The 15,852-nt window shown below is 68.3% G+C and carries 11 protein-coding genes; 7 read left to right on the top strand and 4 right to left on the bottom strand.

The features are described 5' to 3' along the window. Positions 1-229: 229 nt before the first annotated feature. Genes D7X30_RS29035 through D7X30_RS29025 form a run of 3 tightly spaced genes read left to right on the top strand, consistent with a single transcriptional unit; the run spans position 230 to position 8,222 of the window. Positions 230-1,345, top strand: a complete 1,116-nt coding sequence (locus D7X30_RS29035; RefSeq protein WP_120566213.1) for a peptidylprolyl isomerase — start codon at positions 230-232, stop codon at positions 1,343-1,345. A gap of 2 nt (positions 1,346-1,347) precedes the next feature. Further along, positions 1,348-6,927: a FlgD immunoglobulin-like domain containing protein gene (locus D7X30_RS29030; protein WP_147443349.1), complete on the top strand. Its 5,580-nt coding sequence runs from the start codon at positions 1,348-1,350 to the stop codon at positions 6,925-6,927. Beyond that, the gene (locus D7X30_RS29025) at positions 6,927-8,222 is read left to right on the top strand and encodes a hypothetical protein (protein ID WP_147443348.1); all 1,296 of its coding nucleotides are present in this window, start codon (positions 6,927-6,929) and stop codon (positions 8,220-8,222) included. The genes D7X30_RS29030 and D7X30_RS29025 overlap by 1 nt, the downstream gene beginning before the upstream one ends. 94 nt (positions 8,223-8,316) lie before the next feature. On the opposite strand, the gene D7X30_RS29020 is transcribed toward D7X30_RS29025, so the two are convergent. After that, entirely contained in the window at positions 8,317-9,024 is a 708-nt protein-coding gene (locus D7X30_RS29020) for a glutathione S-transferase family protein (protein WP_120566210.1), read from the bottom strand. 128 nt (positions 9,025-9,152) lie between these two features. Between D7X30_RS29020 and D7X30_RS29015 the strand changes: the two genes are divergently transcribed. Continuing rightward, positions 9,153-10,040 carry a LysR substrate-binding domain-containing protein gene (locus D7X30_RS29015; RefSeq protein WP_233591841.1) on the top strand — a complete coding sequence of 296 codons (888 nt, stop codon included), beginning with the start codon at positions 9,153-9,155 and terminating at the stop codon, positions 10,038-10,040. Between the two features lie 93 nt (positions 10,041-10,133). Here the strand turns inward: D7X30_RS29015 and D7X30_RS41740 are convergent, their stop codons facing one another. From D7X30_RS41740 to D7X30_RS29005, 3 genes are all read right to left on the bottom strand, one after another. Beyond that, a complete protein-coding gene (locus D7X30_RS41740) occupies positions 10,134-10,325 on the bottom strand; it encodes a hypothetical protein (RefSeq protein WP_147443347.1) in 192 nt (63 codons plus the stop codon). Positions 10,326-10,604: 279 nt separating this feature from the next. Next, the gene (locus D7X30_RS29010; RefSeq protein ID WP_199724571.1) at positions 10,605-11,822 is read right to left on the bottom strand and encodes a HAMP domain-containing sensor histidine kinase; all 1,218 of its coding nucleotides are present in this window, start codon (positions 11,820-11,822) and stop codon (positions 10,605-10,607) included. Continuing rightward, positions 11,812-12,480 carry a response regulator transcription factor gene (locus D7X30_RS29005; protein ID WP_120566208.1) on the bottom strand — a complete coding sequence of 223 codons (669 nt, stop codon included), beginning with the start codon at positions 12,478-12,480 and terminating at the stop codon, positions 11,812-11,814. The genes D7X30_RS29010 and D7X30_RS29005 overlap by 11 nt, the downstream gene beginning before the upstream one ends. 117 nt (positions 12,481-12,597) lie before the next feature. On the opposite strand from D7X30_RS29005, the gene D7X30_RS29000 reads away from it, so the two are divergent. The 3 genes from D7X30_RS29000 to D7X30_RS28990 all read left to right on the top strand — a co-directional run bounded on the left by D7X30_RS29000 (position 12,598) and on the right by D7X30_RS28990 (position 15,662). Further along, positions 12,598-13,383, top strand: coding sequence for an alpha/beta hydrolase (locus D7X30_RS29000; protein WP_120566207.1), 786 nt, complete (start codon positions 12,598-12,600; stop codon positions 13,381-13,383). A 143-nt stretch (positions 13,384-13,526) separates the two neighbouring features. Further along, complete coding sequence (locus D7X30_RS28995; RefSeq protein ID WP_120566206.1) at positions 13,527-15,047, top strand: hypothetical protein; 1,521 nt, start codon at positions 13,527-13,529, stop codon at positions 15,045-15,047. A gap of 69 nt (positions 15,048-15,116) precedes the next feature. Continuing rightward, a complete protein-coding gene (locus tag D7X30_RS28990; protein WP_120566205.1) occupies positions 15,117-15,662 on the top strand; it encodes an AAA family ATPase in 546 nt (181 codons plus the stop codon). Positions 15,663-15,852: the final 190 nt, after the last annotated feature.

The raw sequence follows: 15,852 nt of genomic DNA, 5'->3' as shown, positions 1-15,852 counted from the left end.
CGGCGAATCCGCGAATTCGCGCGAAGCCGTGCTCCTTTCCCTGACGAGCGCCTGGCACTCCCGTTTGATTTGCCACCCCGGGTCCAGCATGCCCGGTGGTGGCGCAATTGACCTGGCGTTGGTCCTGACGGCTGCGCAGAACCCGTACGCTGAGTTGAATGGGTGGCCCGCAATGTAGTTGCCTCAGGCAAGTAGTTCCGCGCCAAAGATTGCCCTTCTAGACGTTGAAATGGACGCGCTGCTATCAGGCTGCGCTGTGCCAAAACTTGAATTCCTATCTCGTGCCATCCATGCCGTGGGCCGTCCCTGGCGATGGCGTTTCCTGACATTTTCAGCGGTCGCCTCGATTGGCCTTTGGGTGGGCCTTGGCCAGCCACAGGCCAGCCCTTCGAATCCCGAGGACCCGGAGTCGAACGCCATCGCCGTGGTGGACGGCGAGGAGGTTTCGCTCGAGCGCTTCAACCAGCTCTGGCGAAACGATGTCGCCCGGCTGCGCATGCGGGATGGGCACCTTCCCGGGAGTCTGGCCAAGGCCCAGAAGGCCGCGCTGGCCGAACGGCTCATCAATGAAGCGCTCATCGAGCACGCCGCCGAGCAGGAACAGCTCACGGTGGATGCGCGGGCGCTCGACAAGGCATTCGCTTCACGCCGTCACGCGTTGGGTACGGAGGCAACCCCCGCCTCGGACGAGGCGTCGGGTGAAGAGCTCCAGCGCCGCGTCCGCCTGGATTTGCTGGCGGAGCAGCTCGTCGAACGCCGGGTCGCCCGGAGCTTCCCGGAGGACGCCCTCCAGGCCTTCTTCGAGCGCAATCCGGAACAGTTCCAGATCTCGGCCCACCTGGACGTCGAGGACCTGCGGGTCGCCGTCCCGCCCGAGGCGACAGAGGCAGAGGTCTCCGCACGTGCCCAGGAGGCGAGCGCCCTTCGGGAACAGCAACTGGCGGCCGCTGGCGAGTCCCGCCCGGTGGGACGCAGCTGGCTCCCCGCCACGACGGCAGCGCCCCTTTCCGGCGGCGAATCCGTTCGCCTCACCGCCGCCCAGGTGCCCGCCGAGGTCTGGGAGCGACTGAACGCGCTCTCGTTGCAGGAAGTCTCCCCGGTGCTGCGCACGGAGCAGGGCTTCCATGTCTTCCGGCTGAAGGCCCGGGGGCCGTCTGTCGTCGCTCCCTTCTCCGCTGTCAAAACGCGTGTCCCGGCGGTGATGCGTGCCCAACTGCTGGAGCTCCGGCGGTCAGGGCTGATCGATGAGCTGCGTTCATCGGCCGTGATCCAGAACCACCTCGCGATGCGGCTGGCGCTGGATGCGCAGGCGCCGTCCGCTCCCTCTTCCGACTCCGGACACTGACCGTGACCTCCGCCGCCCTGCTCGCAGTGTATCTTCTTGCGACAACGCCCTCGCCCGCACCCGTGCAGGCGAATCAGCTGTCGCGCTACCTTGACCTGGAATCCATCCCGGCCGTCAGTTCCGACGCCGCTCCGGTCCAATCCCTGGCGTCCAATGAGCTGACGACCCTCGCGTACAACACGCTCGTCAAGCGGGTCTTGCATGATGGCATCTACACCCCGGGGCGCTTCCCCGCGCAGGCCGCCTGCTCGCCCTTCCGCTTCAGCCCCTCGGGCTCGGTCGCCATCTCACCGTACAGCAACGACCCGAACCGGGTGACTCCGTTCTCGGAGCTCCTGACGTTGCCCAACGGGTGCCCCTTCTTCGACGGGAACGGGGACGGCACGTACGACTTCAACTTCTATTTCAATCCGCGTTCGTTGAGGGATCTGGGGGAGCACGAGTTCTCCTGCTTCCTGGACACCGTGCCGCACTCCGGCTGGTGCGTGTCCGCGGTGCGGCCCCCCTGCAATTACATCTGCGAGGCCAGTGTCGCGGTCCGCCAGTTCATCAATCCCACCTACAACGTCGTCAACCTGGCGCCCACGGCCAGTCCGTCCTACGCCCTCGCCACGCCGCCGGTGTTGTGGGGCGGGACCGTCCAGCTCAAGGCGAACTCGAACGACCCGGACGGGGGAAGCGTCATCCACCGCTGGATCATCACCTCCAAGCCGCCCGCATCCACCCGGGGGCTGACCAACGCCAATACCGCCAACCCCACCCTCCAGGGCATCACGGAGAAGGACATCGGGACGTGGGTCTTCCGGCTCGAGGTGGATGACGACGAGGGGGAGATGAAGACGTTCCCGGTGCAGTTCACCATCGCGAACGCCGCGCCGCAGTTCGAAGCCACGGGCGCGTCGCAGGTCGTGGTCCAGAAGAACATCCAGGTGGGTGTCACCAATACCCATGACGAGGATGGCGGCGAGCTGACGTTCCGCTGGGACATCCTGTCGGCCCCCACGGGGTCGACGCCTGGCGTCCAGACCGGGTACTCCACGCAGTCCAGCCTCAGCATCCCCACCACGGGCAAGGAGGTCGGGACCTGGCGCTTCAAGGTGACGGGGACGGACAACGAGGGGGCCTCGCTGTCCCGTGAGATCACCGTCACGGTGGTGAACATCAAGCCGCGCATCCAGCTGTCCGGGGCCACCCATGTGGATGAGGGCAACCCCATCCAACTGGAGACCACCATCCTGGATGATGAAGACGGTGGCCAGCTCACGTTCAAGTGGGAGGTGGTCCAGGCCCCCTATGACGCGGGCGTGGCGGTGCCTTCCGTGCTCTCCTCGAGCGCGACGATGAACGTGGCCGCCTTCACGTCCTCCATCTCCGCGCTGGCCGGGGGCTCCGCGCAGGCGGTCCCGGGCACGTGGATCTTCCGGCTCACCGCCACGGACAACGAGGACGAGTCGGTGAACCAGGAGGTCACCGTCCTGCTCGACGGCATGCCCAAGTTCGCCTTCCGCGACCCGCCGTCGCGGCACGTCATCGGTTCGGGGCCGTTGGTGCTGGATGCCAGCATCTCCGAGGACCCGGACTCGCCGTGCCCGACCGAGCCGGGGCGCTGCCACCTGACGGATGGCCGCTTCGTCACCGTCTCCCCGGGCCTGACGGGCGTCTATGAATGGTACGCCAGCCAGGACCTGTCCCAGCATCCGCTCGCTCCCATCTCGACCCTGTTCCCCAGCTACAGCACCACCGGTCCCATCCTGACGCTGGGCGCGGAGACCGTCCCCGCCGGGGAGTGGACCTTCGAGGTGCGTGGGCTGGATGGCGAGGGCAATCCAGGCTCCAAGCAGATCTCGGTCAGCGTGCTGCCCCCGGACACCGCGCCGCAGGCGGTGGTCAACGGGCCGCTGATCCGCCCCACGGTGCTGCTGTCCGGCCTGAACCTCGCCCCCATCGTCGTGGACGGCTCCGCCAGCATGGACCTGGACAACACGTTCGACGGCACGGCGCCCGCGCCGGGGATGGGCATCACCCACTACCAGTGGAGCGCGACGCCTCCCACCGCCGCGTGCCCGGTTCCCACGCTGCCGTCGGGGCCTTCTGTCACGAACATCCTGCTGTTCCCCGCGGGCGCGAACGTGCCGCCCGCGTGCCAGGGCCGCTGGCAGATCACCCTCACCGTGACGGATGACGATCAAGCCGGGAAGCAGGGCTCGCTCACCGTTCCGGTCTCCATCGGCAACTGCGCGTCGCTGGCCTGCCTGGATTCCCCGCTGCCTGGCAACGCGCGCGTCCTCCATGAGAACGACACGAGCGGCGTGCTCGTCGCGGTGCACCTGGATTCGGCGTTCTATGACGAGGTGGCGTTCGCGACGGGAACGGCCATCATCATGGACGTCGTCTATTCCGGGACGACCCAGATCGCCTACAAGGGCGTGACGCCGCTCCTCAACCAGTCCAGCCGTGGCCTGCCGCTCTTCCTCCATTGGAATGGCACGAATGCCTCGGGCGCGCGGGTCTCCGGGACGTTCGACATCATCCTGTCGGTCCAGACGGGCGTGGGGCAGCAGCTCGCGGTGGCCGCCGGTCCCCAGGTGATCGTGGTGGAGAACGTGGAGACCCAGGTCTCCAGCTCCAGCGACCGCTACGTCCAGCGCGAGAAGCTGCTCGCCGCCTCGGCGACGGCGAACTTCCGGGTGTCGGCCACGGGCCTCGTGGACTCGGTCCCGGTGGATTCGTATGCGTGGCGCATCAAGAACACGGGGGGCACCACCGTGGCCTCCGGGACGCTGACCGGAGGAGGCGAGGGTGAAGTCCGGACGGCGAACTGGAACGGCAAGAACACCGCGGGCGTCGTGCCTCCCGCGGGGGACTACACCTTCGAGGCGGAGGCCATCCGGGGCGGTGTCCCGCTGGGCGTGAGCCCGCCGCGCACGTTCACGCTCTATGGGCTCGCGCTGGATCCGATGGTGGTGGCTCCCGCGACGCCGGGGGAGTCCCCGGAGTGGGTCCACCTGGAGCGTCCCCATGGCACCGCCATCGTCACGGCCGCCAACTTCACGCAGAAGCGTCCGCGGATGAGCCCGCTGTCGATCAAGGTCGATCCGCTCCTGCCGGGCTTCTCGCTGACGTTCGAACAGGAGAGCGGCCCGACGGGGCTCGTGGAGTTCTACGAGGAGGGGACCCTGTACCGGCCCCTGGGCGCGCTGCCCCTGCAGCTCTGGGATATCCCCGCGGGCGGATTGAAGCTGCTGGCCTATGGCCGGGAAATGGTCGGTGAGGCGGTCTTCAAGCTGACCTACCGCGTGAATGGCGACCTGCTGGCCGAGGAGCGCGTGCGCTACCGGCTGGCGCCCTCGCCCGCGGCCGTGGGCATCGAGGACGCGATGAACACTCCCCATTTCCGGGAGCTGCGCACCGCCAACAGAGGCAGCCCTCTCAAGGTCGCGTTGGATCGGACCCGTCAGCGTGAGCGCACGGGACGCCGGGCGAACGTCTACCTGGTGGCCCACCGGGACGCGGTGTTGTGGGCCGCGAACGCCAACCTCGTCCAGGTTCCCGCCGCTGGCGCCGTGAAGCAGCTGGATGTCGGGGCCGCCAATGTGGACCCCGAAATCCTCACCCTCTGGGCCGCGGCGGCCGAAGGGTCCTATGACGTCGTCTATGATTTCGGAAACTTCGCGGACGCGCCCGCGGACTTCGTGGGGGATGGCCGGTTGGATCCGGGAGACCTGCTGGTGAGCCCCGAAGGACTGCCCGCGGTCGACGTGGAGGGCTCCTATGTGACACCGGGAGCGTTGGGCATCCAGAGCTTCGAATTTGGCGACACCTTTTCGAAGCCCAAGTTCACGACGCGTCTGCCGGGCGGATGGGATGAAGTCACCCCCGCCGGAGCCCTCCTGCCCCTGAGGGGACTGGCGGTCTTCCCGACCGACCTGTCCGTCAAGCGCCCGCTGGTGATGATCGCGCACGGCAATCACACCCCCCGCACCCTGTTCATCGAGCCCGCCCCCGGGGCCAAGCGGGTCGCGGTGACGGTGGATCCCGACATGACGTCGAGCGAGAACTACCAGGGCTACCGGTACCTCCAGGAGCACCTGGCCTCGCAAGGCTTCATCACCGTCAGCATCGACCTCGATGGACTGAGCGGCAATGTCTACGGTGGCTATCCCGCCATCCCGCCGAACCGGTGGCGGCCGACCCCGGGCATCCAGGCTCGAGCCTGGGTCCTGTTGAAGAACCTTGAATTGCTCCTGACCAACTCCACGGCGGTCCCCGCCATCGCGGGCAAGATCGACGCGTCCCGGATCTATCTCATGGGGCATTCGCGCGGCGGTGAGGCGGCGGTCGTGGCCCAGCACCAGCTCATCCAGTACGCCTCGGGTGCTCCGGCCTTCGGATCCGTGCCTCCAGGCGGGACGCTCACGGGGCTGAGTCCGAGCAACATCAAGGGCATCATCAGCCTGGCGCCGGTGAGCTTCGCGGTGGAGAAGCTTCCCATCACTCCGTCCAACGTGCCGTATCTGTTGATGTATGGCTCCGCGGATGGCGACGTGAACGGAGCGATGTCCACCGTGCGGCCCTTCATCCACTACGACCGTGCCCAGGGGGACCGCTTCGCGCTCCGCATCGAAGGGGCCAACCACAACCACTTCAATACGAGCTGGCCGGCCAGCGATGCGAACGTGCAGTTGCTCTGGAAGGGAAGAGACCCGATAACCTATCAGGATCAGTTCGACCGGCAGATCCTGGACACTCCGGTGGGAGCCGCCGGCACGCTGATCGACGGCGCACCGCAGCGGCTGGTCGCGACCGCCTACATCACGGCGTTCCTGAGGTTCGTGGACGAAGGGTCTCGCGCGGCGGGCGACTACTTCCTGCAGCAGCCGGCGACCCTGGTTCCCCTGGGAACTCCTGCCGGGCTCTCGATGTATTCCCAGGCGCGGCTTGCCACCCGGACCCGACTGGTTTTGGATGATTATGAATCCAACTCCCAACTGACGCTCTCCAGCGCGGGGGCGCCGGTCACCTCCACCCTGGCCGAGTTGTCCGAAGGACCGCTGCTGGACACCGACCTGCTGCTGGAGGCGGAGCCCGCCAACCGCTTCTTCCAGGCCACCAAGGGGGCGCGCTTCGCCTGGAATGGCAACCAGGCGTATGAACAGACGGTTCCCGTCGGAAAGCAGGACCTGCGGCTGGCCCGCAGCCTCAACTTCCGGGTCGCCCAGGTTCCGGGCCATGCCTACACGGCCGCTGGGACTGCGCTGAGCTTCCGGGTGGAGCTGGAGGACGGGGCGGGCCACGTCGAGGCGATGTCGTTGAATGGGTTCGGCCAGGTCCCTTCCATCTACGGGGCGGGAATCTGGTGGCCGGAGGACCGCTACCGGGATGACGGCTCGATCAATCCCATCAGCGCTTTGATGAACACGACGTCGGCCGCCTTCAAGACGTTCCGCTTGCCGCTCGCGGGCTTCGCGGGCACGGCGACGGACGTCGACCTTGGAAACATCACGAAGGTCCGCATCCGGTTGGCGGATGGCGAGACCGCTCAGGGAAGCGTTGCCCTGGATGACCTGGAGATCGAATTCTGATGAACCGCCTATTGCTGACACTTCTGTTGGGCCTGTCACTCGCGTGTAGCGACAAGGCCCCCGCCGCCCGCGCGCCCGCGCCTGCGCCTGCGCCTGCCCCCGCGATCCGGTCCCAGAATTCGGGCCTGGGGACGGTGGTCTCCGTGGAGCCCGTCCACATTCAAGAGGGCTTCACCGTCTGGCGTGATGGGGCGGAGGTCACGCTCCAGGACGGCCTGCTCATCCGCGTGGACGGCTTGAGCCGAAGCCAGTTCATGCCGCGGGCCATCACCGCGCCGCTGTTCGTCCTGGGAAACACCGTCGGGCAGACGCTGCTCACGCCCTTCGACCAGGGCCAGGCCGTCCTCCTGACGGATTCGCCGCCGCCGGATACGGAAGTGGCCCTCTGGATGACGAATCCCGGGGAGACTCCGGATGTGCTGGTGGGGGCGGGGCTGAGGGCGCGCCAGTCGAAGGCGCTGGGCGCCACCGCGCATTCGGGCATCAACATCCGGACGCCCCCCGCGAGTGCGCCGAGGACGAACTACGCCGCACACGTGGACCTCATGGACCAGCTCGTGACGCCGCGGGTGTCTCCGGACATCTGCTCACGGGTGGGCAAGCAGTGTGGCGTCATCCCGGAGACGACGCATGGCCGGCTCGACTGCGGAAGCTGCCCGACCGGTCAGCTCTGCAAGACGGACAACATGTGCTGCACGCCGAGCACCTGCGCGACGCAGGGACGCGCCTGTGGTCCCGCGGTGGATGGCTGTGGCAACGCGCTCGACTGCGGCAGTTGCTCCACGGGCAATGTCTGCACCGCCGCGGGCAACTGCTGTGCCCCCAAGACGTGCTCGGAGCTGGGCCGTACCTGCGGCTCCGTGTCCGACGGCTGCGGCGGCACGCTGAACTGCGGCACCTGCGATCAGGGACAGGTCTGCCTCGGGAGCGGAAGCTGCTGCATGCCCAAGACGTGCGAGCAGCTGGGCAAGAACTGCGGCAGCGTGTCTGACGGCTGCGGGGGGATGCTCAACTGTGGTTCGTGCACGGCCCCTGAGTCTTGCGGCGGTACGGGAACCCCGAACGTCTGTGGCACCTGCACGCCCCGGACCCAGGAACAGGCCTGCTACGGCAGACAGTGCGGCACGTTCTCGGATGAATGCTTCTCCTCCTACTCGTGCGGTAGCTGCCCGTCGAACCAGGCTTGCGCGATGGAGGTCGGTGCATGCGGTACCCCGGATGGCTGCGGGCCCGGCACGGTCATGATCTGCAACGGCATTGGTTGCCGTTGCTACGGCGGCGGCGCCGAGATGTAGCTGACGCTGATCGAGGAAGGGTGCGCTGTCTGGGCGCACCCCTCCTCGGCATCTTCCAGCGTGCCGCCATGGGAGCACGCTGGGGCCTCCCGGCTCACGCGGGCAGCCGTTGCAGGGCCTCCGCGAGGCGGATGTGCCCCTGGAAGGCGCCGCTGCCCAGCGGCGTTTCGCCCTTTTCAATGGCATGGGCGAAGCGCACGCCGGCGTCCGCCTCCAGCCGCTCGAAGAGGCCCTGGATCTTCGGGGAGTCGCGGCGGTCCAGCACCTCGTGGTACCGGGTCCACCGGGCGATGCCGATGAAGTAGGCATCCGCCAGCGTGCGGTGGTCGCCCAGAAGCCACGGCGTGTCGCCCATCAGTGCCTCCAGGTTCGCGTGCGCGGAGACCACCTTGCGGGCTCCGAGGTTGCGCAGCGCCTGCTTTTCGGACTCCGGCAGCTCGGCGTGCTCGAGCGCGTACCAGAGCGGCGAGAAGGCGCTGAAGAAGGTGGTGTTCAGGTACGCGAGCATCTGATTCAACCGGTCGAAGTCCTCGGTGCCCTGGGCGAACGACAGCCCGGTGCCCACGCCGCGTGCACCCAGGTGGTTGAGGATGGCCATGCTTTCGCTGATGCGCGCGCCCGTCTCCGTCATCAAGGTGGGCGTCTCCGCGACGGGGTTGATCCGGCGGTAGTCCGCGGTGGTGACGTCCTCTGGCATGGTGATGCGGCACAGCTGGTAGGGCCGGCCCAGCCACTCCAGCGCGACGATGGAGCCAAACGAGCAGCCAGAGGGGACACCGTAGAAGAGGGTAGGCAGTGCCAAGGTGAAGCTCCTGTCCGGAGGGGAAGGCGTGATGCCTTCGATGGGGACAAGATGGCCGTGGCGACGCGCGCCGTGTAGACACGGGAACGCGAACGCAAGGTCCACACCCGTGGACGATGAGGCGGCCCTTGAATCTCAACGACCTCCATCTCTTCGTCCAGGCCGTGGAGAGCGGTGGCTTCGCCGCGGCGGCGCGGCGGCTGGGCATTCCCAAATCCACGGTGAGCAAGCGCGTGGCCGAATTGGAGGACGCGCTGGGCGCCCGGCTGATCCAGCGCACGTCGCGGAGCTTCACGCTGACGGACGTGGGGCGGGACTTCCTCGACCATGCCCGCGCCGCCGTGATGGAGGCGGAGGCCGCGGAGAACGTGGTGCGCCGCCGGCAGGCGGAGCCCCGTGGCGTGGTGCGAATCACCACGTCGGTCCCCACGGCGCAGTTCCGGCTCGCGGAGCGTCTGCCGCTGCTGGCGCTGGCGCATCCCAAGGTGCGCGTCGAGCTGCACGCGACGGACCGCTTCGTGGACCTGGTGCAGGAGGGATTCGACATCGCCGTGCGCAGTCACTTCTCGCCCTTGCCCGCCTCGGGCCTGGTGCAGCGCCGGCTCGCGGTGGAGTCCACCATTCTGGTGGCGTCGCCCGGCTACCTGTCCGGCCGCGGCAGGATCCGCAGGCCCGAGGACTTGAGCGAACACGACGGCCTCCTGACCCACGCCACGGCCACCCAATGGCGGCTGAGTGGGCGGGCGGGGGAGACGGTCACCGTGATGCCGCGGGCACGCATGACCGCCGATGAGTCGCTGGTGCTCTTGAAGGCAGCCACGGCCGGGCTGGGCGTCGTCTGTCTGCCGGAGACGTTCACCCGCGTGGACGTGGAGGCCGGGCGGCTGGTGCAGGTGCTTCCCGCCTGGACCGGGGGCACGGTGACGACGACGATTCTGACGCCACACCGCAGGGGCCAGTTGCCCGCCGTGCGCGCCGTCATCGACTTCCTGATGGAGGGCGCCAGCGAGGCGTGAGCGTCCTTGGCATGGGCGCCTGCGCCGCCACCCGTTTCATGGTGGACGCCCACCATCGCGAGTGCTCTGCCGAAGTGCGGCGGCCGTGAGACTTCACTGCTTTGGTGAATTCGCCAGCGGGATCTCTTCGAGCCTGAAGTCCGAACCATTGAGTTCGACGCGAAAACGCTCTTTCAGGCGCTCGACATCCGCCCTCGCTGCCGCCTTGATCAGATCGATGGGGAGGAACGCTGAGTAGCGATGCCGAACGTGCCGTGGAGAAGGAGGGTCCACTGCGGAGTTCATCTCAAGCAGTTCATAGCGGATGCCGTCAGCGGCCGTGACTTGTCTGAGGACAAAGACGGCTCGCCGCCAACGTTTAGTGATGGAGAAGTTCAGTCGATATTCAATCAGTCCACCCGTGAGTACGAAGGGGCGCTGAGGCGTCTCGCGCGGTCTCCGAGAGGGTGATGGTGTGGAACGAGATGTAACGTGAGGGCCTTCCGGCGCGGCAAGAGAAGGCGACAACGGCTGTCATGGCAATCGATGACAGCACGGCCAGGGCTGCCAGGCCAAACGTTCACGTCACCTCATGACTGGCATGTCGTCCTCTCCGCGCCAGCTCAGCCGCACGCGCGTGCCTCGGGGCTCCAGTGCGTGGATGGACAGCGTCCATCCGAAGCGCTGGGCAAGTCGTTCCACCAGCGACAGGCCGATGCAGTGGCTCTCGCTCCCGGGCTCGGCGCGGCCAAAGCCAACCCCCGTGTCGGTCAGGGTCCACGCCTGGGGCTCGATGGTGATCACGACGCGCCCTTCGTCCGTGTAGGCGAGCGCGTTCTTGAGGAGGTTGCCCATCATCACCCGGGCGACGGATGCAGGGATGGGCGCGTGGACTTCGCCCCCGGACTCGATGGTGAGCTCGATGCTGTCACTGCGCCGCAGATGCCCGTACAACGCGAGCAGCTCTCGCGAGACGCGGTGCAGGTCGCAGCGCTCCTCGGCGCGGCGCTCGCGGGCCAGCCAGAGGATGCCCTCCGTCAGCAGGCCCATCTGGCTTACGGCACGGCGCAGCCGGTCGAACGTCTCCGCGTCTCTTGGCGGATCGAGTTCGAGTATTTCCACCGCGCCCTGGGCCACGGCCAGGGGAGTGCGCAGCTCGTGACTGGCGTCGCGGTTGAACCGCCGCTCACGCTCCAACTGCTCCTGGATGCGCGCGTCGCGTGCGAGCAGCGCGTCCCGCAGCGCCCGGACCTCGGCCACTCCGCCGTCATCCTCGGGCGGCGGTGCCCCTTCGGCCCGGATCCACTCCACCATCCGCTCCAGCGGCCGACCGAGCCGGCGGGCCGCGAGGCGGGCGAGGAGCGCGGCGGCCAGCAACGCCAGCAGTGCACTGGTGAGGAGCAGCCCTGCGGTCCGCTTCAGGTGGTCCGTCGTGCTCGTCAGGCGCGTCACGTCGAAGGCGAAGTACCGGCGTTCTCCACCAGTGCCGGGGCGCACCGCGACGTGGAAGTGTCCGTGGCTCCCAGCGGGCACCTCGTATTCTCTCGGCGGCGCGTCTGGACGCAGGCGCTCCGCGAGCCATGGCGGCAGCGCGGAGTGGCCGTCATACCGCGTGATTCCGGGGACGTGACCTGGCTCGCTCCGGTCCGCTTCCGCGGCCACGATGCGGCTGAAGATGACGTCCTCGAGGTCGTAGCTGAAGAGCGTGAAGATCCCTCCCATCAGCACCAGCGCGAACGCGGCGGACAGCCCCATGGCGCGCTGGAGTACGGCGCGCACCGACCTGCTGGACCTAGCGCGCATCCAGGCGGTACCCCTCGTTGCGCAGGGTGGTGATGGCATCGTCGAGCCCCAGCCCGGCGAGCGCCTTGCGCAGGGCATAGACGTGCGTGCGCAGCGCGCTGGACTCGGGGGCTTCGTCCCCCCAGAGCCGCTCCGCCAGCGTGGCCGCGGGGATGGCTTCGGGCGCGGCCTCCATCAGCCACCGCAGGAGGAGTGCCTCGGTGCGGTTGAGCCGCACGGAGCGCCCACCCCATTGCGTGTGCCCGCTCTCCGGCTCCAGCGTGAGCCCGCCCCGTGTCAGCTTCCGCCCGCTCGGCGGAACGGGCCGGCGCGCCAGGGCTTCCAGCCGCCAGCGCAGCTCCCGGAGCGAGAACGGCTTGACGAGGTAGTCGTCCGCGCCCGCCTGGAAGCCCGCTTCCTTGTCATCGAGCGTGTCCCTGGCGGTCAGCATCAGGATGGGGACGAGCCGGGGCGCGACCTGCCGGTATCGCTCGCAGACCTCCAGGCCGCTCATGCCGGGCAGCATCACGTCCAGCACGATGACGTCGTACGGGTGGCCCAGCGCGAGCGCGAGCCCCTCGGGCCCGGTGCTCGCGAAGTCCAACTGGAAGTCCGGCTCCAGGAACCGCGCGATGTTGGCCTGGAGGTCGCGGTTGTCCTCGATGACGAGCACGCGCATGGGAGTGACCCGGATGCTACCCGTGTCTACGTCAAACGAATGTCAGCGCGTGAGTGACGCCTGGCTGACCGCCGCTCCCGCACCCTTCACGGCCTCTCTCCAACGAGGAGTCCCGTGATGATGCGTTCGCTGTTCCTGGCTCTGATGTTCCTGGTCACCTCCGTGGCCCACGCCGCGAGCCCCGCGGTCCCCCTGGAGGTCCGCGCGGAGGATGGAGAGCGGATTCCCGCGTGGGTGCTGGAGCCGGAAGGGAAGGGGACGAACCCGCCCGTGGCCGTCCTGCTGCACGGCCTCACCCGGAGCAAGGACGACTGGCTGTCGGATGCGGAGCCGACCTTCGGGGGCGCACTGACGGAGCATCTGCGGAGTGCCGGCTATCGCGTCTACCTCATGGACGCGAGACGGCACGGCGCGCGAGCGACCCCCGACGCGCGGCCCGGAGCCCTCGCGAAGCGAGCACACGCGGGAGAGCCCGGTCCCTATCAAGCGATGATTGTCGACACCGTGCGTGATGCGCAGGCGCTCCTCGCGAAGGTGCTCGCCAGCGGCAAGAAGCCGCCGAAGGTGCTCGTCGCCGGCTACAGCATGGGCGCCCAGGTGGGCCTCCTGCTGGCCTCGCGCGAGCCTCGGATCACCCATCTGGTGACGATGGTGCCACCCCATGTCGACCCCGTGCTGGGCGACGCCGCACCGGTGAACCGGATGGGCCAGGTTCATCAGGCCTGGCTGCTGTTGACCGCGAACCGCGATGTCTTCTCCACCGAGGAGGACACCCAGAAGCTGTTCGACGCCGCGCCCTCCAAGCGCAAGACGCGCCGGTCCTTCGACAGCGGGCACGCACTGCCGCGCGAGTACCTGGACGAAGTCCGTCGCTGGTTGGGCGAGGCACCGCGAAAGCCGTAGGTTCGTGTGGGTGGATGTCCGGCCGGGGCTCCCATTCCGCGGGCGCCGCAACTGGGGCGCCATGCAGGCGATAATCGCGGAAAACGAGGCGGATCTTGCCTCGCCAACCAGCCGCCCCGAGCCGGGGACGAGGGGGAACCCCCATGACGACGCCCATCCAGCGCAACGCACCCCGACCCATCGAGACGAAGCCCGCGGAGCCCACTGCGCCACAGGCCCCGGCGCGGCCAGTCGCGCAGAACAACGCGGTGCGTCCCGGAACGGGGACGGACGGGTTCCAGCCGGCGGCGGGGACGCAGGTGGCGGCGAACCGCCTGGGCGCGGCGCCCGCGGGGGCGGAGGAGGTGCGGACGACGAGCGCGACCCCGGTGGCGCCCGCGGCGCTGTCGCCCACGGAGCTGCGTTCGGCGCAGCAGGCCATCGCGAACTCCAGCGACGGCCGGGACGCCACCGCAGTGTCCGAGTGGCTGAGGAACAACCCGGACCCGGCCAAGCAGGCGGCGTTCATGGACATGATGTTCCACTTCGGCCCCGTGGCCGGCGGCATCCTGGACAGCGTGCAGCGGCTGCCGGAAGCGGACCGCACGCGGCTGTCGCAGGCGCTGGACAATGCCTATCGCTCCGGCGCGGTGTCTCCCCAGGAGCTGTCGGCGGCGGTGGCCACGTCCGGCCGCGGTGCGCTGCCCGGGGCGACGCATGAGGGGCTGGCGGGCATCATCGCCGGCACGGGCAACCCGGACCTCATCGAGACGTATGCGAAGGCGGAGATGGACATCGTCCGCGCGAGCGGTGGGGATGATCCGCAGCGCAGCGCGGCGGTGGCCACGGCGCTGGCGGGCATGCCGCCGGACAGGCTCCAGTCGTTCCTGGCGGCGAACGGGGAGGGCATGGCGGATGTCATCAAGAACATCAACGCCTCCGGCCCTGACGCCACCTCCTCCCCCGCGCTGGGGCGCCTGCTGGACGCCGCCGGCCGCATCAACCCGCCCACGGCGGAGTCGGTGCAGCTGTTCACGAACTCCATCGACAAGCTGGGGGAGAACCGCGAGTCGCGCGCCGCCGCGGCCCGCTTCTTCACCCAGCATGGTGACGCGGTGCTGTCGTCGCTGCAGGACAGCTCGGGCTCGCTGGGGCTGGATGGCCAGAAGAAGATGTCCGAGTTCTTCGCCCGGACGCTCTTCTCTCCGCCGCAGGACTTCGCGGGCAGCGACGCGTTCCGCCAGAACGTCATGCAGCGCCTGGAGACGATGAACGCCGGGCTCGCGCGGCACGCCAACGAGAACCCGCCGTCGCAGGACGCGAAGCGCGGCGCGCGCCTCATGGGCAGCATGGTGGGCGCGCTGGAGGGCGGCTTCCAGGTGTCCCTGGACGAATTGGGCAAGCGCAACGAGGCCGTGAAGGGCATGGTGGATCTGCTCTTCTCCGCCAAGTCGCTGCTGCCCAACCTGCCCATCCCCGGCGCGGGCAAGCTCAAGGACCTGACCATTGATCAGATCCAGCGCTGGGTGACGTCCAGCCTCCAGGAGCGGGCCCAGCAGCCCTCGCAGGCCATTCCGTTCCACCGCACCTTCGGTGAGCAGATCGCCAACCCGGACCTGCGCACCGACTATGATGCCGCCCGCGGCGACGCCTTCCTCAACCGCCAGCGCGGTCTGAGCCGGTAGGCAGGGCCGTGACGGGGAGGGGGCCGAGCGCCTCCTCCCCATCACCGGAGGGCAAGGAGTCCGGCACGCATGCGCATCGCAATGAGTGGCACGCACCGCGTGGGCAAATCGACGCTCATTGAAGACCTGGGGGAAGAGCTCACGGAGTATCGGGTCGTCGACGAGCCGTACCACCTGCTCGAAGAGGAGGGTTACGAGTTCGCGTCTCCACCGTGCCTGGAGGACTTCCTCGAACAGCTCCGGCGCTCCCTGGAGCTGCTCGAAGAAGAGGACACGCGAAACATCCTGTTTGATCGCTGCCCCCTCGACTTTCTCGGGTACCTCCTGACGCACGAGGACTCCGATGCGTTCGACGTCGAGGAGTGGCTGACCCGGATCCGTTCCGCCCTGAAGACCCTGGACCTCGTCGTCTTCGTCCCCATCGAGGAGCGCGATCGCATCCGCCTCCCCGCGCACGAAGACTCCCAGCTGCGCAGGGAAGTGGACGAGAAGCTCGCCTGGATCCTGCTCGACGACCCTTATGAGTTGGGAGTGGAGGTCCTCTCCGTCCACGGCTCCGGGACCGCGAGGGTCTCCCAGGTCCTCGAGCGACTCTCGCGTGCGGGAGGGCGTTGAAGGGCCGTCACGCTCCGGTCACGCCACCGGGGCTATCCAGGGGGTCTGCCAGGCCGGAGGCAGGAATCATCGCTCCTCTCCACTCCCGGAACGTCCATGCCCCTGAGACGACGGTTTCCTGTCGCGCATCGCGCGCGCATTCCCTTTCTTCCTTCCCCCGGAGCCTCACATGGACGCAGACGGCGGATTT

The sequence above is a fragment of the Corallococcus sp. AB011P genome (genome assembly GCF_003611605.1).
Classification (GTDB): Bacteria; Myxococcota; Myxococcia; order Myxococcales; family Myxococcaceae; genus Corallococcus; species Corallococcus coralloides.
Note: the sequence above shows the minus strand (reverse complement) of the source record. Positions and strands in the feature narration are given on the sequence as shown.